Origin of the sequence: Streptomyces sp. NPDC051662, from assembly GCF_040681655.1 — a bacterium.
GTDB lineage: Bacteria > Actinomycetota > Actinomycetes > Streptomycetales > Streptomycetaceae > Streptomyces.
The window spans coordinates 42,026-66,600 of the sequence record NZ_JBFAZD010000028.1 but is presented as its reverse complement, the minus strand read 5'-3'; the positions used below and the strand labels follow the sequence as shown (position 1 = coordinate 66,600).

Annotated in this window: 9 protein-coding genes; 3 read left to right on the top strand and 6 right to left on the bottom strand. The window is 71.9% G+C overall.

The features are described 5' to 3' along the window. Positions 1 to 142: 142 nt before the first annotated feature. Both AB0M67_RS33435 and AB0M67_RS33430 read left to right on the top strand, forming a co-directional pair. Entirely contained in the window at positions 143 to 1,840 is a 1,698-nt protein-coding gene (locus AB0M67_RS33435; protein WP_365751324.1) for an ABC transporter ATP-binding protein, read from the top strand. 95 nt (positions 1,841 to 1,935) lie between these two features. Further along, positions 1,936 to 3,726 carry an ABC transporter ATP-binding protein gene (locus AB0M67_RS33430; protein ID WP_365751323.1) on the top strand — a complete coding sequence of 597 codons (1,791 nt, stop codon included), beginning with the start codon at positions 1,936 to 1,938 and terminating at the stop codon, positions 3,724 to 3,726. Between the two features lie 171 nt (positions 3,727 to 3,897). On the opposite strand, the gene AB0M67_RS33425 is transcribed toward AB0M67_RS33430, so the two are convergent. From AB0M67_RS33425 to AB0M67_RS33410, 4 genes are all read right to left on the bottom strand, one after another. Continuing rightward, positions 3,898 to 4,107: an MbtH family protein gene (locus AB0M67_RS33425; protein WP_249950224.1), complete on the bottom strand. Its 210-nt coding sequence runs from the start codon at positions 4,105 to 4,107 to the stop codon at positions 3,898 to 3,900. Beyond that, entirely contained in the window at positions 4,104 to 18,353 is a 14,250-nt protein-coding gene (locus AB0M67_RS33420) for an amino acid adenylation domain-containing protein (RefSeq protein WP_365751322.1), read from the bottom strand. The genes AB0M67_RS33425 and AB0M67_RS33420 overlap by 4 nt, the downstream gene beginning before the upstream one ends. A gap of 114 nt (positions 18,354 to 18,467) precedes the next feature. Beyond that, positions 18,468 to 19,457 carry an iron-siderophore ABC transporter substrate-binding protein gene (locus tag AB0M67_RS33415; protein ID WP_365751321.1) on the bottom strand — a complete coding sequence of 330 codons (990 nt, stop codon included), beginning with the start codon at positions 19,455 to 19,457 and terminating at the stop codon, positions 18,468 to 18,470. A 204-nt stretch (positions 19,458 to 19,661) separates the two neighbouring features. After that, positions 19,662 to 21,014 (bottom strand): lysine N(6)-hydroxylase/L-ornithine N(5)-oxygenase family protein, encoded by a 1,353-nt coding sequence (locus AB0M67_RS33410; RefSeq protein ID WP_365751320.1) that lies wholly within the window; start codon positions 21,012 to 21,014, stop codon positions 19,662 to 19,664. Positions 21,015 to 21,264: 250 nt separating this feature from the next. Between AB0M67_RS33410 and AB0M67_RS33405 the strand changes: the two genes are divergently transcribed. Then, complete coding sequence (locus AB0M67_RS33405) at positions 21,265 to 22,212, top strand: methionyl-tRNA formyltransferase (protein ID WP_365751319.1); 948 nt, start codon at positions 21,265 to 21,267, stop codon at positions 22,210 to 22,212. A 39-nt stretch (positions 22,213 to 22,251) separates the two neighbouring features. Here AB0M67_RS33405 and AB0M67_RS33400 read toward each other — a convergent pair whose 3' ends face one another. Together AB0M67_RS33400 and AB0M67_RS33395 are read right to left on the bottom strand one after the other, a co-directional pair. Then, positions 22,252 to 23,538, bottom strand: a complete 1,287-nt coding sequence (locus tag AB0M67_RS33400; protein ID WP_365751318.1) for a methyltransferase domain-containing protein — start codon at positions 23,536 to 23,538, stop codon at positions 22,252 to 22,254. A 116-nt stretch (positions 23,539 to 23,654) separates the two neighbouring features. Further along, positions 23,655 to 24,509 carry an NAD(P)H-binding protein gene (locus tag AB0M67_RS33395; protein ID WP_365751317.1) on the bottom strand — a complete coding sequence of 285 codons (855 nt, stop codon included), beginning with the start codon at positions 24,507 to 24,509 and terminating at the stop codon, positions 23,655 to 23,657. Positions 24,510 to 24,575: the final 66 nt, after the last annotated feature.

Here is a 24,575-nt window from a genome sequence, read left to right as displayed (position 1 = left end):
GCGACGGGGTCAACGCGGGGGCGCGGCCTGCGCCGATGCCCGTACCACGGGCCGCCGCCGGAGCTCCACGCACACCCTTGGCACGGGTCGCAATTAAGCTAGGCTTACCTAACTATCCCCCCTGTTCTTATGGAGGCGCCGCATGCCCGCTGGAGGACCAACGGGGGGCCATGTCCTCCGGAGAGCGCTCGGTGACCAGCGCCGCCGTATCGCCGGAGCTTCACTCCTCGGCATGGCGCACCAAGCGTGCGAGGCCCTTGTCCCGGTGGTCATCGGCCTGGTCATCGACGAGGCGGTGGCGACCGGATCCTCCGGCGCCCTCCTGCGTTGGCTGCTGGTGCTCGCCGGTCTCTTCCTCGTTCTGTCCACGTGTTACCGGAACTCGGCACGGCTCACCGAAGGCGCGGGCGAGGGCGCCGCGCACCGGATCCGGCAGGACCTCGCCGCCCGGGTGCTCGATCCCCGGGGCGGCGCCGACTCCGGGCGACTGCCCGGCGCGCTGACCGCCGTCGCGACCGGTGACGCCCGGCGTGTCGGCTCGGTCGCCTCCGCGCTGACGTACGGTCTGTCCGCGATCGCCGGGCTGGTCATCAGCGCGGTGGCACTGCTCCGTATCTCCGTGCCGCTCGGTCTGCTCGTCCTCCTCGGCGTGCCGCCCCTGCTGTGGATCGGCCATCTCATCAGCCGCCCGCTCGAACGGCGCAGCGAGGCCGAGCAGGAGCACGCGGCCCACGCGTCCGGGGTCGCCGCCGATCTGGTCGCCGGCCTGCGGGTACTGAAGGGGATCGGCGCCGAGTCGGCGGCGGTCTCCCGCTACCGGCGGACGAGCCGGAGTTCACTGTCCGCCGCCTTGCGGGCGGCCGGCAGCCGGGCCTGGCACGACGGCGCGATCCTCGCGCTGACGGGCATCTTCATCGCGGTCATCGGACTCGTCGGCGCTCATCTGGCGATGCGAGGCACCATCAGCGTGGGTGAACTGGTGGCGGCCGTCGGGCTTGCCCAGTACCTGCTCGGTCCCTTCCAGCTCCTCACCTTTGTCAACGGCGAGTTCGCCCAGGGCCGTGCCTCGGCCGACCGGATCGCCGGGATCCTCGCATCGCCTCCGGCCGTCGTGGCCGGGGCGGCCCCACTTCCTGACCCGGTCGTCGGGCGGCTGCGGCTGCGGGGCGTCACCCAGGGCGCGCTGCGCGGCGTCGATCTCGACATCGCGCCCGGCGGCCTCGTCGGTGTGGTCACCCGTGACCCGGCCGCCGCGAACGATCTGCTGCTCTGCCTGGGCCGCGAACTCGACCCCTCCGAAGGCACCGTCGAGCTCGACGGCGTACCACTGACCGACCTCGACCCCGACGATGTCCGCCGCGCGATCCTGGTCGCCCACCACGACGCCGACCTGTTCGAGGACAGCCTCCTCGCCAACGTACGGGCCGGAGCGGACACCGAGGGTGCGGACATGAGCCGGGCGCTGGCCGCCTCGGCGGCGGACGATGTCGCGCAGGCCCTGCCCGAGGGGGTGGACACCGTCCTCACCGAACGGGGCCGGTCGCTGTCCGGCGGCCAGCGCCAGCGGGTCGCACTGGCCCGGGCCCTGGCCGCCGACCCGCCGGTCCTCGTCGTCCACGACCCGACCACCGCCGTCGACACGGTCACCGAGGCCCGCATCGCGGCCCGGCTGCGGGATCTGCGCCGGGGCCGCACCACGGTCCTGGTCACCACCAGCCCCGCCCTGCTCGCCGGCACCGACGTCGTGATCATGCTCGACAACGGCCGGGTGGCCGCCCGGGGCAGCCACCCCGAGTTGGCCGGCGCCCACGCGACGTACCGCGCGGCGGTGCTGGCATGACGGCCGCTCAGAACAGAGATCCGCGGGACCAGAACCCGCGCGACCCGCAGAACCCGGATCCTCGGCACCGAGACGAGAAGGACGACGGACGGACGATGAGCGGACCCGGCACGCCCGAGCGCGAACTCCTGCCCACCGCCACCGGCGCCCAGACTCTCGCCGTCGTCCGTGGACTACTGCGCCGTCACCGGCCACTGGCCGTGGGCGCGGTGACCGTACTGGTCGTCGGCACGGGCATCGGGCTGCTGACCGCGCCGCTGCTCGGCCATATCGTCGACCTGGTCGTGGACGAGCGCGGCGCGAGCGCGCTGACCGTACCGATGCTGCTCCTGCTGGCGGTCGCCGTCGCCAGGGCCGTCGCGACCGCCATCGGCAAGTCCCTCGTCGCCAGGCTCGGCGAGACGGTCCTCGCGGACCTGCGAGAACGGTTCATCGCGCGGGCGCTGCGACTGCCGCTGGAACGGGTCGAGCAGGCCGGTTCCGGCGACCTGACCTCGCGGGTGACCGGTGATGTCACCCTGATCGCGAGGGCGGTACGGCAGGCCCTGCCCGAGTTCATCGGGGCCTTCCTCACCATCGTGCTGACGCTGGGGGGTCTCGCCGTCCTCGACTGGCGGCTGCTGCTCGCGGTGCTGGTGTCCGCCCCGGTCCATGTCCTCACGGTGCGTTGGTACATCCCGCGCGCCGCGAGCATCTACGCCGCCCACCGGGTGGCGACCGGCGCCCTCCAGCACCAGCTGCTCGACAGCGTCGGCGGGGTGCGTACGGTACGGGCGTTCCGTCTGAACGGACGTCACGCGGACCTGCTGGAGCAGCGGTCGCAGGCGTCCGTCGACCTGGCGGCGCGGGGCATGCGCCTCGTCTCGGGCTTCTTCTCCCGCCTCAACATCGCCGAGTTCATCGGCATGACGTCGATCCTCGTCACCGGATTCCTCCTCGTCGACAACGGCTCGGTGAGCATCGGTACGGCGACCGCGGCGGCGCTCTACTTCCATGGCCTGTTCAACCCGATCAACGCCGCGCTCTTCCTCATCGACGACGCCCAGTCCGCCGGGGCGAGCCTTGCTCGTCTTGTCGGCGTGTCGAGCCTCCCCGCCGAACGGGAGCCCGACGAGCGGGCCACCGCGCCGGTGGACGGCTCGGTCAAGGTGGTGGACCTCGGCCACGCGTACGTGGACGGTCACCCGGTGCTGCGCGCGGTGGACCTGGAGGTACGGGACGGCGAACGGGTGGCCCTGGTCGGGGCCAGCGGCGCGGGGAAGACCACACTGGCGAAGCTGATCGCGGGCGTCCACACCCCGACGGCGGGTGCGATCTCCCTGGGCGGCGTGGACTCCCGGGAGCTGGGACCGGCCGGGGTACGGCAGTCCGTCACCCTGATCAGCCAGGAGGTCCACGTCTTCGCCGGCCCGCTCTCCGAGGACCTGCGACTGGCCCGCCCCGAGGCGACGGACGAGGAGCTGCGCGCCGCGCTGGCCCGGGTGGAGGCGGTGGACTGGGTCGACGCGCTGCCCGACGGCCTGGCCACGGTCGTGGGCGAGGGCGCCCACCGCCTCACGGTGACCCAGGCCCAGCAACTCGCCCTCGCCCGCCTCGTTCTCGCCGACCCGCCCATCGCGATCCTGGACGAGGCCACCGCCGACGCCGGCAGCGCGGGCGCCCGCGTGCTGGAGACCGCCGCCCTGCGCGCGCTGGAGGGCCGTACGGGCGTGATGGTCGCCCACCGTCTCCCCCAGGCGGCGACCGCGGACCGCGTCGTCGTCCTGAACGAGGGCCGGGTCGTCGAGACGGGCACCCACGACGAACTCGTCGCGGCGGGCGGACGCTACGCCGAACTCTGGTCGGCGTGGTCCGACAGCCGCCAGGAACCGGCGGTCCCGGCGTAGGAACCCGTTCCCTCCGTACCTCGTTCCCTCCGTACCTCGCGTGAGGCTCCCGCCCATGACATCCGGGCGGGAGCTTCGCGTCGACGGAGGACTGTGGAGACGGACCGCGCAACGGGACGCCGCCGCCCGTGGAGAGGGTTCTCCACGGGCGGCGGCGTTCCGGGACGCGGGTCAGCCCTGCTGAGCGATGAGGCTCGCCGGGCGCAGGTCCGTCCAGTGCTCTTCGACGTACGCGAGGCAGGCCTCGCGGGTGTCCTCGCCGAAGGCGGTCCGCCACCCGGCGGGAACCTCCGCGAAGGACGGCCACAGCGAGTGCTGGTTCTCGTCGTTGACCAGGACCAGGAAGCGGCCCCGCGGATCCTCGAACGGGTTGGTGGTCATGCGTTGTCACTCCTTGTGGACAGGGCGGTGAACAGCTCCGAGAGCGGCTGTTCCGGGTCGGCCACCACGGTGCGCAGCAGCCTCTGGAGTTCGTCGGCGAGCCGCCGTGCCTTGGCGGTGCCGAGCAGATCGGTGGCGTGGATCAGGGCGCAGTGGACGGGGCCGTCGCCATGGGGCTCGTAGAAGCTGAGGGTCAGCCGGGCCCGGGTCGAACCGGTGGGTACGGCGTCGAGGGACCCGACACCGCCCTCCAGCCCCGCCAGGTCCGCCTGCTCATGGTGGATCACCATCACCCGCGGGCCCTCCGGAGGCAGTCCGGTCGCCCGTACGACCTCCTCGAACGGGACGTCCTGCCGGTCGAGGGCGCTGAGCGTGGTCTCCCGCACGCGGGACAGCAGCTCCGTGAACGTCGGATCGCCCGCCATGTCGGTGCGCAGCACCACCGTGTTGAAGAAGCAGCCCACCAGGTCGGTCAGTTGGTCGTCCGTACGGCCGGCAACCATCGTCCCGATGGGCAGGTCGGTGCCCGCGCCGTGGGCGGTGAGCAGTGTCGCCAGGGCGGAGTGCAGAACCATGAACATGCTGGTGCCGGTCGCCCGGGCCAGGTCGTCCACGGCCGCGTGCGTCCGCTCGTCCAGGACGAAGCCCACATGGCCCGCGCCGGGCGAGGACGAGCGCGCGGCGTCCGTCGGGAGAGCCGGCTCAGCCGGTAGGTCCTTCAACGTCTCGCGCCAGTAGGCGAGTTGCCGGCCGCCCCGGCTGTCCGGATCGTTCAGGTCGCCCAGGACCTCGCGGGCCCACTGGGCGTAGTCGGTGTACGAGACCGGCAGCGGCTGCCATTCGGGGGCCCGGCCTTCCCGACGGGCCGCGTACGCGGCCGTCAGATCACGGAAGAGCGGGACGACCGACCACTCGTCCACCGCCAGATAGCGCATGGTCAGCAGCAGCGCCTGCTGCCCCGTGGCCGCCGTGAGCAGATGGGCCCCGAGCGGTGCCTCACGGACCGGCTCCGGTGCCCCGGCCGCCAGTTCGGTGAGGCGGGCCTCCAGGTCCTCGCACTCCTCCAGCATCAGGGCCGGGGGCTCGGCGACCCGGTGGTACAGCGCGCCGTCCCGTTCCGTGAACGCCGTACGGAGCGGCTCGTGACGGGCGGCCACATCGGCGAGCGCGGCGGACAGCGCGTCCGCGTCCAGACCGCCGGACGAGCGCAGTACGAGCGCGTGGTCGAAGCCCGGGTGACGGCGGTGGGCGTCCCACTGCCAGCGCTGGACCGGGGCCGCCGCGTGCGGGTGCCCGCGGTCCTCCGCCGGGCGCAGTGCCGGGCGGGCCGTCGACGCGCCCTTCAGCTTGCCTTCCAGACCGGCGACGGTCAGGGCGTCGAAGACGTCCCGGATACTCAGTTCGACCCCGAACTCGGCGCGGATACGGGCCAGGAGCCGCATCGACGCCATGGAGTGGCCGCCGAGCGCGAAGAAGTTGTCGTGGATTCCGACCTTCTCCAGCTTGAGGATCTCGCGGAACAGCTCGGCGAGCCTGGCCTGCGTCCCGGTGGCCGGGAGCGCGCCGCCGGTCATCGCGGCCCAGTCGGGCGCGGGCAGCGCCTTACGGTCCAGCTTGCCGTTGGGCGTCAGCGGCAGCGGGCCGTCCAGCGGTACGACGAGCGCCGGGACCATGTACTCGGGCAGCACACCGGCCATATGGGCGCGCAGCTCCCGCGGGTCCAGCCCGCCGGCCTCCGGCACGGCATAGCCGACGAGGCGGACGATGTCGCCGTCGCGATCGGGCACCACGGCGGCCTGGGCGACCGAGGGGTGCCCGGCGAGGGCCGCCTCGATCTCACCGAGTTCGATACGGAAGCCACGGACCTTGACCTGGGTGTCGACCCGGCCGAGGAAGTCGAGGTTGCCGTCCGCGCGCCAGCGGGCACGGTCACCGGTGCGGTACATCCGGGCGCCGGGCGGGCCGTACGGGTCGGCGACGAACCTCTCCGAGGTCAGCCCTGCCCTGCCGAGGTAGCCGCGTGCGAGGCCGCGTCCGGAGACATACAGCTCGCCCGCGACACCCGGCGGGACCGGCCTGAGGTTGTCGTCCAGTACGTAGCAGCGGGTGTTGGGGTCGGGCCGGCCGATGGGCACCCGGCCGGAGGGGCGTCCGCCGTACTCGCGCGCGGGCCACAGTGTGGAGTTGACCGTCGCCTCGGTGAGTCCGTACGCGCAGATCAGCTGGGCCTTGTCGGCGAACCGCTCGAACAGGTCCGGCGGCACCGTCTCCGTACCGACCAGGACGGTCGAGCCCTCGGGCAGTTCACAGCCCGGCGGCAGGGCCGATACGAGGGACGGCGGAAGGATCATGTGCGTGACGCGCTGGTCCGCGAGGAAGTCGGTGAGCGCCGGGCCCGCGACCCGCGCCTCGTCCGTGATGAGGACGAGCCTGCCTCCCCGGCACAGCGCCATGGACAGCTCGAAGGCGAAGACGTCGAAGCCGATCGAGGCGAACTGGAGGACACGGCTGTCGCGTTCGAGGCCCATCCGGTCGACCGCGGTGGCGACGAGACTGGCGATGCCCTCGTGCGGAACGACCACGCCCTTGGGACGGCCGGTCGAACCGGACGTGTAGATGACGTACGCGGCCTGGTCGAGGCCGACCCGCCGCCCCTCGACCGCGGTCTCCGGCAGAGTGTCCAGCTCGGCGGCGACCGAGGGTTCGTCGAGCGGCACCACCGGTACGCCCGCCACCTCCGGGATCTTCCCCGCGACCGGCTCGGTGCCGACCACGAGGGCCGCCCGCGAGTCCTCGATCATGTACGTCAGACGGTCGGCCGGGTGGACCAGGTCGAGCGGCAGGAACGCGGCGCCCAGCTTCATCGTGGCGAGCACCGTGGCGACCATGTCGACCGAGCGGGGCACGGCCACGCCGACCACGCTCCCGGCGCCCACGCCGCGCGCGGCCAGCAGCCGCGCCACGCGGTTGGCACGGGCGTCGAGCCCGGCGTACGTCACGGAGCGGGAGCGGTCGACGACGGCGACCGCGTCGGGGCGCTCGGCGAGCCGCCGTGCGAACAGCGCGGGGAACGACTCCTCGTCGACCTCGCGGGCCGTGGCGTTGAAGCCTTCCAGAACCATCCGCCGCTCGTCGGCGGCGAGGATCTCCGCCCGCGATACCGGCTGCTCGGGGGCCGCGACAAGCGCACCGACGAGCGTCCGGAGGCGATCACCGAGGCGTTCGGCGCTCTCGTGGTCGAACAGCTCCGTGGCGAATTCGAGACGGCAGCTCAGAGAGCCGGCCCCGCCGTCGGCCGAGGTGTGCTCGGTGAAGCTGAACACCAGGTCGAACTTGGCCGAGCGGATACGGAACGGCATGTAGTCCGCGTGCAGTCCAGGCAGTTCCAGCCCGTCGCCCGTCCGGGCGTGATAGCCGACCATCACCTGGAACAGCGGGTTCCGGGAGAGTGAACGCGTCGGGTTGAGCTTCTCCACCACCGACTCGAACGGCACGTCCGCGTGCGAGAACGCGGCCAGGTCGGTCTCCCTGACCCGGGCCAGCAGTTCGGTGAAGCTCGGATCGCCGCTCAGGTCCGTCCGCAGCACGAGCGTGTTGACGAAGAAGCCGACCAGATCGTCCAGCGCTTCGTCGCCGCGCCCCGCGATGGGCGAGCCGAGAGGGATGTCCGTACCGGCGCCCATGCGATACAGCAGGGCGGCCACCGCGGCGTGCACCACCATGAACATGCTGGCGCCGCTCTCACGGGCGAGCCGCTTCAGCCCCTCGTGGACGTCGGTGTCGAACGCGATGTCCAGTTCGGCGCCGGAGAACGCCGGCCGTGCCGGGCGCGGCCGGTCCGTGGGCAGTTCCAGTTCCTCGGGGGCGCCGTCCAGGGCCGTGCGCCAGTACTCCAGCTGCCGGGCCGCCAGGCTGCCCGTGTCCGCCGGGTCGCCGAGCAGGCGCTGCTGCCACAGCGCGTAGTCGGCGTACTGGACCGGCAGCGGCTCCCACCGTGGCGCCGCGCCGCGGACCCGGGCCGCGTAGGCGGTGGCCAGGTCACGGAGGAACGGGCGGTCCGACCACTCGTCGGTGGTGATGTGGTGCAGCAGCAGGACGACGACATGGTCCTCGGGCGTCAGCTCCACGATCGTGGTACGCAACGGCAGTTCGGCGGCGAGGTCGAACGGCCGGTTGACGGCCGCGTCGACGAGGGCGGGCACCTCGTCCTCGGTGGCGCGCAGCCACTCCACGACCGGCCGTGCCTCCCCGGCGGGCAGCACGCTCTGGATCGCCTGTCCGCCGGGCTCCAGGAACACCGTACGCAAGGCTTCATGACGGGCCGTCATATCGCCGAGTGCCGCGCTCCACGCCTCGCCGTCGAAGACCCCGCGCAATCGCAGGACCAGCGGGAAGTTGTACGCGGCGGAGGCGCACTCGATCTGCTGGATGACCCACAGCCGCTGCTGGGCGTGCGAGAGCGGCAGTTCGTCGGGCCGCTCACCGGCGGTCAGCGCCGGGCGGGCGGCGCCACCGGAGCGGGCCGCGCGCTCGACCAGTTCGGCCACGGTGGGCGCCTCGAACAGGTCACGGATCGCGAGTTCGGCGTCGAGGGCGGTGCGGGCACGGCTGACCAGACGAGTGGCCAGCAGCGAGTGGCCGCCCAGCTCGAAGAAGTCGCTGTCGATGCCGACGCTGCCCTCCGGCAGGCCGAGCACCTCCGCGAAGAGGGCGCACAGCGTCTCCTCCCGCGGCGTGCGGGGGACGCGGCTCGTGCCCGTTCCGGTGAAGTCCGGGGCGGGCAGGGCGCGTACGTCCAGCTTGCCGTTGACGGTGAGCGGCAGTGTGTCCACGGGGACGAGCGCGGACGGGACCATGTAGTCGGGCAGTCCCTCCTTCAGGTGGTCACGCAGCCGCTGGAGCAGCTGCTCCCCCCGCTCCGTGCCGTCCTCCGGCGCGAAGTAGCCGACCAGGCGCGGCGTTCCGGTGCTCTCGTTCACGACGACCGCCGCGTGGGCGACCTCGGAGTGCGCGGACAAGGCCGAGGAGATCTCGCCCAGTTCGATCCGGTAACCGCGGATCTTCACCTGGTCGTCGGTACGGCCCAGGAAGTCGAGCAGACCGTCGGGCCGCTGCCGTACGAGGTCACCCGTGCGGTACATCCGCTCGCCCGGCTCCCCGAACGGGTCCGCGACGAACCGTTCGGCGCTCAGCGCGGGACGGTCGTGGTAGCCGCGGGCCAGACCGGTGCCCGCGATGTACAGCTCGCCGGGGCCGCCCGGCGGAACGGGCCGCAGCATCGTGTCCAGCACATAGGCGCGGGTGTTGCGGATGGGAATGCCGACCGTGGGGGTCGCGCTGTCCGTGGTCGAGCCGCCGAGGGTGTTGATGGTGTACTCGGTCGGCCCGTACAGGTTGTAGCCGTAGGTGCCCTCGGTGCGGCGCAGCTTGGACCACACGGTGTCGGACACGGCCTCGCCGCCGAGGAGGACCAGGGCCGGCCGGTGCTTCCCGGCCGTTTCGTCCCGGTCGAGCAGGCCCTCCTCGATGAGGAGCTGGGCATAGGTGGGGGTCACATTGACCACGTCGACCTGGTGCCGGTCGCAGTAGGCGACCAGCGCCTCGGCGTCGCGGCGCAGCTCCTCGTCACAGACATGGACCTCATGGCCCTCGACGAGCCAGAGGAGTTCTTCCCAGGACATGTCGAAGGCGAAGGACACAGTGTGCGCGATGCGCAGCCGGCGCCCGCCGGCCGAGGCGATGGCCGGGTCGAAGATCTCCTTCTGGTGGTTGAGCTGCATATTGGTCAGCCCCCGGTAGGGAGTGACCACGCCCTTGGGGCGGCCGGTCGAGCCGGAGGTGTAGATGACGTACGCCGGGTACTCCAGTCGGTCCTGGACATCGCGCGCGAACGCGGACCGCTCGGAGTCCGCGATCTCCCCACTGGGCAGGGCGGCCAGCTCGGCGGCCACGGCCTGGTCGTCCAGGAGGAGTTCGGGCGCCACCGCGCCGGCGCCACCGCGCAGGGTCGGGGCGACGGCCGTGGTGGACACGAGGCACAGAGGTCCGGTGTCCTCGGCCATCAGCCGCAGCCGGTCGGCCGGGTGGTCCAGGTCGAGCGGCAGATACGCGGCGCCCGTCCGCAGGACGGCGAAGAGCGCGGCCACCATGTCGATCGACCGGGGCAGCGCCAGCGCCACGACCTTCTCCGGTCCCGCGCCACGGGCGAGGAGCAGGCGGGCGATCCGGTTGATGTGCGCGTCCAGTCCGGCGTATGTGAGGGACCGTTCGCCGAAGACCAGCGCGACCGCGTCCGGGGTACGGGCGACCTGTGCCGTCAGCATGTCGGCGATGGTCTCGTTCGGCACGGGCTCCCGGCCGGCGGCCCACTCGGCCGCCAGAGCGGCGCGCTCCGGCGGCAGCAGCAGGTCCACACCGACGGTACGGGCGGACGCGGCGTCCGGGGCGGTGAGTGCCTCCCCGAGCCGTTCGAGGACGGTGGTGAACCGGCCGAGGATCGTGGTCGCGGCCTCCGCGCCGAACAGGTCGGGCCGGGCCGCCAGGGTCACCCGCAGCCGGGTCCCGGGCGTGACGATCAGCGTGAGCGGGAAGTGGGTGCCGTCCACGTTCGACACATCGGTGATGCCGTACCGCTGCCGGAGCGCCGCCGCCCGGTCCTCGCCGTCGGCCGAGCGCAGCACGAAGAGCGTGTCGAACAGCCGGCGGTGGCCGGTCTCCTGCTGGAGCGTGCCGAGTCCGACGTACTCGTACGGCATGACCGCGGCCCGCTCGGACTGCATGCCCCGCAGCAGGTCGAGCAGCGGCTCGTCGGGGGTGAACCCGATCCGTGCCGGGACGGTGTTGAGGAACATCCCGATGATGCCGGCGACGTTCGGCACCTCCGCGGGCCGGCCGGCGACCGCCGTGCCGAAGACGATGTCGTCGCGGCCGGTCATCGCGGAGAGGACCAGGCCCCAGGCGGCGTTGAGCACCGTGTTCAGAGTGAGGCCGTGCCGCCGGGTGAGGGCGCGCAGCCGGTCGCTGGTCTCCCGGGTCAGCACCGCGTCGAAGTCGGCCGGGATGACCGGCCCCGCGTCGCGGCCCGCCGGCGCGACGCGGGTCGGCTCGTCGAAACCGGCGAGCGCGCCGCGCCACGCGCCGATGGCCTGGGTGGTGTCCTGCTCGTCCAGCCACGCCAGGTAGTCGCGGTACGAGCCCGGGGCGGGCAGACCCGTGGGGTCGCCGTCCCGCTCGTACAGCGTGAACAACTCCTCCAGGAACAGCCACGCGGACCAGCCGTCCCACAGGATGAGGTGGTGGGTGACGACGAGCCGGTCGCGGCCGTCCCCGAGCCGGATCAGCTGGAGGCGGCACAGGGGCGGTGCCGACAGGTCGAAGCGCTTGCGGCGGTCGGCGGCCAGCAGTTCGTCCACGCGGGCGCGCTGATCCTCCGCGGCCAGCCCGGACAGATCGGTCTCCACCAGGGGGACCTCGGCACCGTCCACGACGAACGACACGGGCCGGGGCAGGCCGTCGCTGGTGAATCCGGCGCGCAGGCCGGCGTTGCGCTCCAGAAGCGTCCGGCAGGCGGCGCGCAGCCGGGCGAGGTCCAGGCGGTGGTCGAAGTCCAGGGTCTCCTGCGACAGATAGACGTCGAGCGCGTCCCCCGCGTCGTAGGTGGCGTGAAAGTACATGCCCTCCTGGAGCGGGGAGAGCGGCCAGATGTCGGCGACCGGCAGCCCGGCGACGGCCTCGACGCGGGCGTTCTCCTCCGGGGACAGCTCCAGTCCGCCCAGCGGGGCGGGGGCCGGGGACCGTGCCGGCACGGCGGCGGTCAGCTGGTCCAGCAGCGCCTTCAGCGCCGGGTCGACCGCGGCCCCGGACCCCTGCTGCTGGGCGAGCATGGCCTGGAGTGCCGCGGCGGCCTGCCCGGCGTCGGCGGCGGACACGGTCACACCGCCGGTGGGCTCCTCGGGGCCGCCGGGGTCGGCGTCGGCGGGCTCCGCGGGCGCGCTCGCGGCCACGGCGGCGAGTGCGGCGGGGGTGCGGCGCTCGAACACATCGCGCGGGCTGATGGTCAGTCCCCTTTCACGGGCGCTGGTGGCGACGGCGATCGAGGTGAGGCTGTCGCCGCCGAGCATGAAGAAGTCGTCGTCGGCACCGATCCCGGCCAGGCCGAGGACATCGGTGAAGATCTCGCACAGGGCGCGTTCCCGCTCGTCGCGGGGCGCCCGGCCACCGGCCCCGGGGGTGGGGGACGGCGAGGGCAGGGCGTTCTGGTCGAGCTTGCCGCTGGGCGTCAGCGGCAGCTCGTCGACGGCCAACACAGCCGTCGGCACCATCGCCGCGGGCAGTGCCCCGGCGAGCGCCCTGTGGAGGACTTCGGCGTCCGGGGCCGGGCCTGGAGCGGGCACGGCGTAGCCCAGGAGCGTCCCGTCGCGGACGATCACGGCGGAGCGTGCCACACCCGGCAGGGCGGCCAGCGCGGCCTCGATCTCGCCCAGCTCGACGCGGTTGCCGCGGATCTTGACCTGCCGGTCGGTGCGACCCAGGTACTCGACGGCGCCGTCGGCGCGGCGCCGGACCAGGTCGCCGGTCCGGTACATGCGCGTGCCGGGCTCGCCGAACGGGTCGGCGACGAACCGCTCGGCGGTCAGGCCGTATCTGCCGTGGTAGCCGCGGGCCAACTGGGTTCCGGCCAGATACAGCTCGCCCGGCACTCCGTCCGGGACGGGGCGCAGGAAGGCGTCGAGTACGTACAACCGGGTGTTCCACACGGGGCGGCCGATGGGAACGGCGAGTTCGGTGCCGCCTTCGTACGGGAAGTACGTCACATCGACGGCCGCCTCGGTGGGGCCGTACAGGTTGTGCAGCGGTACGGGGCCGCGGCCGTGCCGGGATGTCAGCTCCCACCAGCGGCGGGCGTCAGGTCCGGTCAGAGCCTCGCCGCTGCAGAACACCCGGCGCAGGCTCACCGTCCAGTCCGGGGCGTCGGCGGCGGCGTCCATCGCCTGGACGAACGCGGCCAGCATGGACGGCACGAAGTGCGTCGTCGTGATCCGCCGGGTGTGGATCAGCTCGGCCAGATACGCCGGGTCGCGATGGCCGTCGGGCCGGGCGAGTACGACGGTCGCGCCCTCGACCAGGGCCCAGAAGAACTCCCAGACGGACACGTCGAAGCTGGACGGGGTCTTCTGGAGCACCCGGTCGTCGGCGGTGAGGCCGTACTCCCCCTGCATCCAGGCGAGGCGGTTGACGATCGCGCGGTGGGTGACGGCGACGCCCTTGGGACGCCCGGTGGAGCCGGAGGTATAGATCAGATACGCGGGGTGATCGGGGCCCGCGTGCGCGCCGGGCGCCTCGGGCACCTCCTCGTCATGGTCCACGACGACGTGTTCGAGACCCGGCACGTCGGGCAGTCGCCGGGCCGATTCACCGGTGGTCACGACGGTACGGGCCGCCGAGTCGGCGAGCATGAACGCCACCCGGTCGGCGGGGTAGTCGAGGTCCACGGGCAGGTAGGCGGCGCCCGCCTTGTGCACGCCGAGCAGCGCGACCATCAGCTCGGCCGAACGGGGCACCGCGACGGCGACGAACCGCTCCGGGCCTGCGCCGCGTGCCCGTAGCCGCCGGGCCAGCGCCTCCGCGCGCCGGTCCAGTTCGGCGTAGGTCAGGGTGGTGTCCTCGAAGACGACCGCCGGGGCGTGCGGGGTCCGTGCCACCCGCGCGGCGAAGAGCGAGGCGAGAGTGGCATCCGCGTCGGGCAGCGGACGCGCCGTGGCGTTCAGCGCGATGAGCCGCTCCCGCTCCCTGTCGGACAGCATCCCGGTCCCGGCGACCGGGCGGGCGGGGTCGGCCGGGAGAGTCCGCAGCAGCGTCTCGAACCGGCAGGCGATCACCGCCACGGACAACGGATCGAGCCGGACCGCGTCGTAGGTGAACCGCAGCGACAGCTGGGCACCGCCCGGCTCGACGATCAGCGCGAGCGGGTAGTGCACGGCGTCGAACACCTCGGCGCCGGTGATACGCAACGCCTCGTCGTCCTGTCCGGTGGACTGGTCACCGGACGGGAAGTTCTCGAACACCACGAGCGTGTCGAAGAGTTCACCGCCGCCCGCGATCCGCTGGATCTCGGCGAGCCCGAGGTGCTGGTGGTCCAGGAGGGCGGCGTGCTCGTCCTGGACGCGCCGCAGCAGCTCGGCGAGCGACTCGCCCGCGTGCAGGGTGACCCGGGCGGGCACCGTGTTGATGAACAGGCCCACGGCCCTGTCCAGGCCCTCGACCTCGGTGGTGCGTCCCGAGACGGTGGTGCCGAACACCACGTCCTGGCTGCCGGTCAGACCGCCGAGAAGCAGCGCCCAGGCTCCGTGCACGACGGTGCTGAGGGTGAGGCCGTGGCCGCGGGCGAAGGCGGTCAGCTCGGCGGTGAGCGATTCGGGCAGCCGGACGTCCACCCGCTCGGGCAGGGCGGCCGGTCCGGTCTCGTCGTCGCCGGTCGCGAAGGCGGAGGCGGGCAGCCGGGTGGGGCCGTCCAGGCCGGCCAGGGCCTGCCGCCAGGCGTCGCGAGCGGCGTCGCGGTCCCGGCGGGCCAGCCAGGAGAGATACGGCCCGGGGGCGGGCGGCTCGGGCAGGTCCACGCCTTGGTGCGCGGCGATGAGTTCGCGCAGCAGGACGGAGACCGACCAGCCGTCGGCGATGATGTGGTGCAGCGTGAGCAGGAGTCGCCGGCGCTGCCCGTCCTGGATGAGGGTGGCCCGTATCAACGGCGGCCGGGCGAGATCGAACCGCTCGGCGCGGTCCCGCCGCAGCAGTTCCTCCAGCGGGGTGCCCGCGGTGTCGGCCTCGCGCCATGGCAGGGTCGCGTCGTCGGCGATCCGCTGGACGACCTCGCCGCCAGGGAGCTGGCGGAACGAGGCGCGCAGCAGCGGGTGCCGGTCGAGCAGCAGTTGGAGCGACCGTCGCAGCCGGTCAGGGTCGACGGTGCCTTCGAGGTCGAGGAGTTCCTGGACGAGGTAGAGGTCACCGGCCGCCCGGTCGAACTCCGCGTGGAAGAAGAACCCTTCCTGGAGCGGTGAGACCGGCAGGGCGTCCTCGTCGAGGCGCGCCACTCGTGCGGCCGTCCGGTCGGCCGCCGACGCCTCGCCCGCGCCGGCCCGGCCCGCCGTCCTGGCGAGCGCCGCCACGGTCCGCTGCCGGAACACATCACGGGGGGTGATCACGAGCCCTGCGTCGCGGACACGGTTGACCAGCTGGATCGCGACGATGCTGTCGCCGCCCAGTTCGAAGAAGCTGTCGTGGACGCCGACCGACGGCAGTCCGAGCACCTCGGCGAACAGCCCGGCGAGCGCGGTCTCCTCGGGGGTGGTGGGCGCGTCGCCGCCGGCCGTCGCGGTCCACCGGGGCTCGGGCAGGGCACGGCTGTCGAGCTTGCCGTTGGGTGTCAGCGGCAGGGGCCCGTCAAGGCGTACGACGGCGGAGGGGACCATGTGGTCGGGCAGCGCCTCGGCGATCCTGGCGCGCGCCCGCGCCACGGCGGCGTCCGGGTCCGTACCGGCCTCGGCCACCAGGTGGGCGACGAGCCGCTTGGCGCCGCGATGGTCGTCGCGGACGAGGACGGCGGCCTGGGAGATGCCCGGGCAGGCCATGAAGGCGCTCTCGATCTCGCCGGGCTCGATGCGGTGGCCGCGGATCTTGATCTGGCCGTCGGCGCGTCCCAGGAATTCCAGGTTGCCGTCGGCGCTCCAGCGGACACGGTCGCCGGTCCGGTACATCCGCGCGCCCGGCTCGGCCGCGTACGGGTCGGCGACGAAGCGTTCCGAGGTGAGCCCCGGCCTGCCCAGATAGCCGCGGGCGAGGCCGCGTCCGGCCACATACAGCTCGCCCACGGCACCGACCGGCACGCAGCGCAGCGCGGAATCGAGCACATAGGCACGGGTGTTGGGGTCGGGCTCGCCGATGGGGGCGGCCCCTGGCCTGTCCGGGGTGGCGATCCACAGGGTGGAGTTGACGGTGGCCTCGGTGAGGCCGTACGCGACGACCACCCGGAGCCGGCCGGACCAGCGGGCGATCAGCTCGCTGGGCACGGCCTCGGTGCCCACGATCAGCACGGCGCCGTCGGGCAGGTCGCAGTCCTGCGGCAGGGCGGAGACGAGGGACGGCGGCAGGATCATATGGGTGGCACGGTGGCGCCCGATGTACTCGGTGAGCGCGGGCCCGGCGACGCGCCGCTCGGTGGGGACGACGATGACACGACCGCCGACGCACAGCGACATGATCAGGTCCCAGACCGTCACATCGAAGCCCGCGGAGGCGAACTGGACGACGCGGCTGTCGGACGTGATGCCGATGCGGTCGGTGGCGGTGGCGATGAGGCTGCCGACGCCGTCGTGAGAGACGACGACACCCTTGGGCCGGCCGGTGGAGCCCGAGGTGTAGATGACATACGCGGCCTGGCCCAAGGTGATCGACACACCCGGGTCCGAGGCGTCGAGTGCGGCGTACTCGGAGGCCACGGACGGGTCGTCGAGGAGCAGGTGGCCGACGCCTGTGGCCTTCGGGAGGACGTCGGACAGCTCGCGGGTGGTGATGACGGTGCGCGCGCCTGCGTCATCGAGCATGTAGAGGACGCGGTCCTGCGGGTGGTCGACGTCCAGCGGCAGATAGGCGGCCCCCGCCTTCATGACCGCGAGCAGGGACACCACGAGTTCGGGGGAACGCGGCATGGCCACGGCGACGACGTCCTCGGCGACGACGCCACGGGCGGCGAGGAGGCGGGCCAGCCGGTTGGCCGCCGCGTTCAGCTCGGCGTACGTGAGCTCCCGCTCCTCGCAGACGAGGGCGACGGAGTCCGGCGTACGGCGGACCTGCCGCTCGAACGCGGCGGGCCAGGAAAGCTCGGCGGTCTCGCGCGGTGACACACCGAACTCGTCGAGGAGTTGGCCCCGCTCCGCGCCGGAGGTCAGCTCGATGCGGCCGACGGGGCGGTTCAGGTCCTCGGCCAGATCGGCCAGCAGGGCCAGGAAGCGGTGCTCGTGGGCGCGCAGGGTCTCCTCGTCGCACATGTCCGCGTCGGCGTCGATATGGACGCGCAGGCCGAGCCCTCCATGGGTCTCGACGAAGTTGAGGGCCAGGTCGCTGACCGGGCCGACCCAGACCGGTTCGAGTCCGCTCTCGTGGTCCGAGAACCGCAGGTCGTCGGAGCGGGGCAGGATGTTGACGGTCGGGCCGACGAGTTCGGGCACGCCGTCGGCCAGGCCCAGTTCCCTGGCCAGGTCCTCGGCGCGGTAGCGCCCGTGGGCGACCGCCTCGGTGACCGCGTCATGGACATCGGCCAGCAGTTCGGCGCCGGTCGTACCCGGGCGGACGGACAGCCGCAGCGGGACGATATTGGACACCATGCCGGGGATGCCGGCCGACACGGCGTCCTGGCGGGCGGCGATCGGCAGCCCGAGGACGAGGTCCTGCTCACCGCTGACCCGGTGCAGATAGGCGGCCACGGCCGAGAGCAGCAGACGGGAGATCCGGGTACCGGCCCGCTCGGCGGCGGCGTACAGGGGTTGGGCGGCCTCGGCTGACAGCTCGGAGGTGCGTCGCAGCCGCCGCGTCATGAGCGCCGGGGCGCGTTCCACCAGGCGTACGGGCTCGGGACGGTCGGCCATACGGGCCAGCCAGTAGCCGCGGTCCTCCTGGTGGCGATCCGAGGCCCGGTAGGCCATGTCGGCCTCCACCAAGCGGGAGATCCGCCAGTCGTGGGGGGCGGGAGGCCGGTCACCGGCGGTGTAGATCTCCGCCGCCCGGCGTGTGATGAGCGTGACGCCCATGCCGTCGGTGACGAGGTGGTGATAGCGCTGATACCACGTGACGTGGTCGTCGGCCAGGCGCAGCAGGGCCTGGCCGAAGAGGGGGTCCCGGGCCGGATCGGCCGGGCGATCGCGCTCGGCGTCCATCCAGTCGGCGGCGGCCCGCTCGGGATCGGGGGCACTTCGCAGGTCGATGACGGGGACGTCGAAGGGAACGGGTGCGGGCGTCTGCCGCGGTCCGCCGTCTCCGGGGCCGATACGCACATGCAGGCTCTCGGCTTCCCCGACGGCCCGCCGCACGGAGGCGGCCAGCCGGTCGAGGTCGAGGTCGCCGCGCAGGTCCAGAGCGAACACGATGTTGTAGGCGGTGCTGTCCGGGTCGATCTGCTGGGCAAGCCAGATACCGGATTGCCCACCCGTGACGGGTATGCCGGAAGCGGACGTCCGGTCAGACTCGACGTCAAACATCGTTCGAAAGGGCCTTTCCCTGGTGGTACGTACGTCGGTGAGGTGTCTCGCGGGGACCCGCCCGTCCGTCCGCGGCACTGCCGGCGGACGGACGGGACGCCGTTGGACCGGCGCTTACTTGATGGCCGCGATCAGCGGCTCGACCTCGTCGATGGCGTACGGAATCGAAAGAACGGTGTTGAAGGAGAAGGCCGCGCCGATGTCCGGGTCCTGGTACGGCACGAACAGGTCACGCTTCTCCTGGTGGACCTTCAGCTTCTTGTAGAGCGGCTCGGCCTTGATGCGGTCGTTGGCCTCGGTGCTGGAGGTGACCCAGACGAGACGGTCGACATCGAGCACGTTCAGCTTCTCGGCGCTCAGTTCCGCGACGTTCCAGCCCGGCTTCGCCAGGGTGTCCATCTCGGGCTTCAGCTTGAAACCGAGCTCGGAGAAGAAGATCGCCTTCGGGTCGGTCTTCGTGAAGCCCGAGTACTTGCCCGCCTCGAAGCTGTCGGCGACGGCGAGGGTCTTCTCGGCGAACTCCGGGTGCTTGTCACGCACGGCCTCGAAGCGCTCGTCGATGCCGGTGATCAGCTTCTCGGTGTCCGCCTCCTTGCCGAGGGACTTGCCGATCTGCCGGGTCATCACCTGCCAGGACGCCCCGTAGTCGGGCAGGCCCTTGGGCTGGGCGACGACCTTGGTGAACTTCGAGAGCGTGTCGTACTGCTCCTTCTTCATCCCCGAGTACTGCGCGATGACCAGGTCCGGCTTCAGCGCCACGATCTTCTCGATGTTGTACTCGTCACGCTCACCGACGATCTCCGGCTTCGTGGACCCCCACTTGTCCTTCGTCCAGGGCCACTTGCCGTACGGCTGCTCCTTGAACCAGTCCACCGCTCCGACAGGCTTGACACCGAGCGCCAGCACCGCGTCCTGGTCCGACAGGCCCAGGGTGACGACCCTCTTCGGCTCGGCCTCGATCGTCGTGCTGCCGTACTTGTGCTCCACCGTCACCGGGAAAGCGGCCGATGTGGTGCTCGCCTCATCCGAGGGCTTGGACTCGGCCTCGTCGGTACCGCCCCCACAGGCGGACAGTGCGAGTGCGGCGGCAGTGGCAGCGGCCACCCGGGGGACGTATCTGACGAAACGCGTCAGAATAGGGCGCGTACCAGTGGACACGGATGTTCCTTTCACGGGAATTACACGGTGCGTGCCACGCCCGTCGGCGTTCCTCGTCGAGCGTGGCGGTTGGGAAGTTCTACCGAGGAGGGTGTTCGGCGAGCGTTCTCGGGGACGCGGAGGCCCTCAGCCTCGGGGACGCGGATGCCCTCAGCGGACGGAGCCGATGCCGTCGACGACCGACCGGGACTCGCCCCGGGCGCGCTCGGGGCCGCGGTCGAGGATCGAGTCCAGGATCTCGCCGACCCTGATCGCGGTGTTGGACAGCAGGGACGACGTGATGCCGTGTGTGTGCTCGGTGCCGCCCTGGAGGTAGATGCCGCAGCGCAGTTCGGGGTCCGTCGTGATGCGGTAGTCACGCTCGACGCGGACACGACCCTGACCGTCGCGGCGGCAGCTGTCCGCGACCTCGCCGAGGAGTCCGAGGGGGTCCGCCTGGCTGTAGCCGGTGGCGAGCACCACGACGTCCGCGTCCAGCACCTCCTTCTCGCCGGTCACCAGGGAGGTGACGGTGGCGCGGACCTGGTTCCCGACCTCCTCGACGGCGGTGAGCCGGGAGATATTGAGGAAGCGCAGCCGCTCGTTGCCCAGGACCTTCTCCTGGTACGACTGCCGGTACAGGTCGTCGATCAGATCGATGTCCACGACCGAGTAGTTGGTGTTGCCGTGGTAGTCCATCAGCTTGCGCTTGATGTCGTCGGGGGCCGTGAAGTACTCGTCGACCGCCTCGGGATCGAAGATGCGGTTGGCGAAGCTGCTGTCATCGGCGGGGCTGTAGCCGTAACGGGAGAAGACGGCGCAGATCTCGGCGCCCGGGAAACGGCGGTGCAGATACGCCACGTTCTCGGCGGCACTCTGACCGGCGCCGACCACGATGAAGCGAGTGGGGTCGGCGCCCTCCAGGCTGTCCACCTTCGCGAGGAGGTCGGAGTTGTGCCAGACCCGGTCCGTCCGCTCGACACCCTCCGGCAGGAGGGGGCGCAGACCTGTGCCGATGACGAGGTTGCGGGCACGGTGGACCACCGTCTCCGTCCCGGAACGGGCCGTTACGTCGACGTACTCCACCACTCCGTCGCGTACGACGGGGGCGACGGCGATGACCTCGTGGCCGTAGGAGACCATGTCGTCGACCTTCGCCGCGGCCCACTCGAAGTAGTCATGGAACTCGACGCGGAGCGGGAAGAGGTTCTTGTGGTTGACGAAGTCGATCAGCCGGCCCTTGCTCTGCAGGTACCGCAGGAACGTGTACTCGCTGGACGGGTTGCGCAGTGTCACCAGGTCCTTGAGGAACGACACTTGCATCGTCGCGTCGTCGATCAGCATGCCGCGGTGCCAGCCGAAGCTCGGCTGGGACTCGAAGAAGTGAGCGGTGACCGCCTCCTGCCTTCCGACACTCGCGTTGTGCTCGCTCAGCGCGATCGCCATGGCCACATTGGACGGGCCGAAGCCGATTCCTATGAGGTCGTGGATCAAAGGTGTGTCGCCAGGAAGAACCTGTGACATGTCACTCCCATCGTGCGGGACAGCCGCCTGTCGGACGTGGATGAAAAGAAACGAGACGCCGAGCCCGCCGTGCACGCCGGCCAGTCGAACTTAGGTAAAGCTAACCTGACCTGGGTCGACCTGTCGACTGGACGAATCGGGCAAGCGGCAGGCCCTGACACCTAACGGGCCCCCATCCGAGGCCCGTTGCATCCTTAGGTAAGGCTTGCTTTACTTACTGCGATCATTCGCTCTTCTGAGGAGGAACCCCATGCGGGTCGTCATGTTCGGTTACCAGACCTGGGGGCACCGCACCCTGCAAGCGCTCCTGGACTCCGAACACGACGTGGTGACGGTCGTGACACACCCCAAGAGCGAGCACGCCTACGAGAAGATCTGGAGCGACTCGGTCGCCGACCTGGCCGAGGAACACGGCGTCCCGGTGATCATCCGCAACAGGCCGGACGACGAGGAGCTGCTCCAGCGGCTCAAGGAGGCCGACCCGGACATCATCGTGGCCAACAACTGGCGCACCTGGATCCCGCCGCGGATCTACGGCCTTCCCCGTTTCGGCACGCTGAACATCCACGACTCGCTCCTGCCGAAGTACGCCGGCTTCTCACCGCTGATCTGGGCCCTCATCAACGGGGAGCGGGAGGTCGGCGTCACGGCCCACATGATGGACGAGGTCCTCGACGCGGGCGACATCGTGGACCAGCGCGCGGTGCCGGTGGGGCCCACGGACACCGCCACCGACCTGTTCCACAAGACCGTCGACCTCATCGCCCCCGTCACGGTCGGCGCCCTGAACCTGATCGCCTCCGGCCAGACCGAGTTCACCAAGCAGGACCGCTCTCAGGCCAGCTTCTTCCACAAGCGGTCCGAGGCGGACATCCGGATCAACTGGGACTGGCCCGCCGACGCCCTGGAGCGTCTGATCCGCGCTCAGTCCGCGCCGTATCCGAGCGCCTTCACCTTCCACAAGGGCAAGCGTCTTGAGGTCCTGACCGCGGTCGTCTCGGAGGGGCGTTACGGAGGCACACCCGGCCGCGTCTTCTACCGCGAAGGGGACGGCGTGGTGATAGTCGCCGGAGCGGACGCGCGGACCGGCCGCAACCATGGCCTGGCCATCACCCGCGTACGGACTGAGGACGGCCAGGAGCTGCCCGCGGCCGAGTACTTCACCGCCATGGGCGGCTATCTCACCAGCCGTCCCTGACCAGGTCCTGTCCGGTACGGCAGCGACCGCGGGTGTCGGTCAGCCCACGCGTACGGCACGGGCCAGGAAGTGCTGCGGCGCGTCGTCGTAATGGGCAAGCCGCCAGCCGGCCACCTCCAGCGCGGACCGCAGGTTGGTCTCGGCCAACAGGTCGTCGGGGTCCAGGGGGCGGCCGTGCCGGGCGGCTCGTTCGGCACGGCCCGAGGGATGGAAGAGCAGGAGGGCACCGCCCGCATCGGTCACCCGGGCCCATTCGGCCAGCGCCGGGGCGGGTTCCGGAAGGTGGTTGACCAGTCCGGCGCTGAAGATGCCGTCCACCGCCCCGGCGGACAGGGGCAGGCGGCGGGCATCGGCGAGCAGCAGCGCCGCGAGGTCCCCGCGGCCGTGCCGGGCGGCGGCGTCGAGCATCGCGGGTGTGACATCCATCCCGAGGACCAGGCCCTTGTCGCCGACCGCCGCCCGCAGCGCGGGCAGCGCCCGTCCGGTGCCGCACCCCAGGTCGAGCACCGTCCGCCCCTCGTCGAGCCCCATCCGGGCGACGGCCGCCGCGTAGCGGGGTCCGTCGGCCGCGAAGCGCTCCTCCCAGGTCGCGGCCATCGGCGTGAAGAACGTACGGGTCGACGTGTGGCCGGCCCGGCCCGTCACCAGCGCGGCGAACCGCCCCAACACCTGGTCCCGGTACGGCGCGAGCGCCGCCGACTCCTCGTGCGCGTCCTCGCACAGACCGTCCGGCGCGGCAGCCGCGTCCTCGGGGAACGCCCTCGCGAAGGCGCCGACCGCGGCGGCGTCGACCTCCAGATGGAACTGAAGTCCCCACGCCGCCGCGCCCACCCGGAACGCCTGTACCGGATAACGGTCGCAGGAGGCCAACGCCACCGCCTCGGCGGGGAGATCCATGGTGTCACCATGCCAGTGCAGCACCCTCAACCGCTCCGGAACCCCGGCGAACAGCGGGTCCCCGGCGGCGGCTGACCCCATGCGCACGGGCCCCCACCCGACCTGAATTCCCGTGCCGGGCCGGGCCGTTCCCCCGGCGGCCACCGCCAGCAACTGCGCGCCCAGGCATACGCCGAGCACCGGAACCTGAGCATCAAGCGCCGCGCGCAGCAGGCCCAACTCCGCTGTACGCGTGGGGAAGCCGTAGTCGCTGTACCCGGACATCGGACCGCCGAGTACCACCAGCGCCTCGGCCCCGGACAGGTCTTCCGGCAGCGGGTCGCCGGCCCACACCCGACACACCCGCAGCCCGAGCCCGGCCGCCGCCAACGCCGAACCGATCTCGTACGGGCCTTCCTCCGCCACGTGCTGCACCACCAGAACAGCCACAGCCGGCCCCCTCCAGATCCGCGGATGCCACCCTGAACGGTGAGATCACATCGTACTCGCGGACCGGAACCGACCATCAGGGTCGCGCATGCGGAGCTGCCGGAACCCCCGGACGATCACTGCTGCCAGGCTCCCGCCGCCGCGGTCCGCACGACGTAGTCCTCGAAGGTCCGCGGCGCCCGTCCCAGCACGGTGGCGAGGTCATCCGTCGTCGCGGCGCTCGGCCCGCGTTCCATCAGGACGAACATCTCGGCGACATCGTCGGCGTCTTCCTCGCTCAAGCCCTCCTCGACCAGCGTCGCCGCGTACTCGGCGGGAGAGATCCGACGGTAGGTGAGGGACCGCCCGGACGCCCGGGAGATCAGCTCGACGGCCTCACCGAAGGTCAGCGCACGCGGTCCGGTCAGCTCGTAGACGCGTCCCGCGTGCCGGCCGGCCTCGGTCAGCACCGCGGCGGCGACATCGGCGACGTCGTCCACGTCGATGAACGGCTCGGGAACCGCGCCGGCCGGAAGCGCCAGCTCCCCGGCGACCAACGGAGCGTGGAAGACGTCCTCGTCGAAGTTCTGATCGAAGTTCGACGGCCGCAGGACGGTCCACTCCAGCGCCGAACCGCGTACGGCCTCCTCGGCCGAACGCATATCCAGCCCGAAGGTGGTGTCGCCCCAGGTGTCGGCGCCGCGCCCGGAGAGCAGGACCAGCCGCCGCACTCCGGCGGCCTCGGCCCGGGCGACGAACTCGTGCACCGGGCCCGGTACGCGCGGGGCCACCACGTAGGCGACGGAGATACCCCGCAGGGCGGCGTCCCAGCCGCCGGGGTCGGACCAGTCGAACCGGGTCCGGCTCGATCGGGAGGCGGCGCGCACCGGCGTGCCGTGCAGCCGCAACCGGGAGACGATCCGCCGACCGGTCTTGCCGGTCGCGCCGAGGACGAGAGTGGTGTCGTTGACGAGAGTGGTGTCGTTGCTCATGACACCGATTGAACACGGCCGACTTGGACGAACCCATAGGTGAGCAGCCGGATTGCCTGCGTATTC

Bases quoted from the DNA above. Each gene is read 5' to 3' on its own strand.
- AB0M67_RS33435 (WP_365751324.1), top strand. From the start codon at position 143: ATGCCCGCTGGAGGACCAACGGGGGGCCATGTCCTCCGGAGAGCGCTC.
- AB0M67_RS33430 (WP_365751323.1), top strand. From the start codon at position 1,936: ATGAGCGGACCCGGCACGCCCGAGCGCGAACTCCTGCCCACCGCCACC.
- AB0M67_RS33425 (WP_249950224.1), bottom strand. From the start codon at position 4,107: ATGACCACCAACCCGTTCGAGGATCCGCGGGGCCGCTTCCTGGTCCTG.
- AB0M67_RS33420 (WP_365751322.1), bottom strand. From the start codon at position 18,353: ATGTTTGACGTCGAGTCTGACCGGACGTCCGCTTCCGGCATACCCGTC.
- AB0M67_RS33410 (WP_365751320.1), bottom strand. From the start codon at position 21,014: ATGTCACAGGTTCTTCCTGGCGACACACCTTTGATCCACGACCTCATA.
- AB0M67_RS33405 (WP_365751319.1), top strand. From the start codon at position 21,265: ATGCGGGTCGTCATGTTCGGTTACCAGACCTGGGGGCACCGCACCCTG.
- AB0M67_RS33395 (WP_365751317.1), bottom strand. From the start codon at position 24,509: ATGAGCAACGACACCACTCTCGTCAACGACACCACTCTCGTCCTCGGC.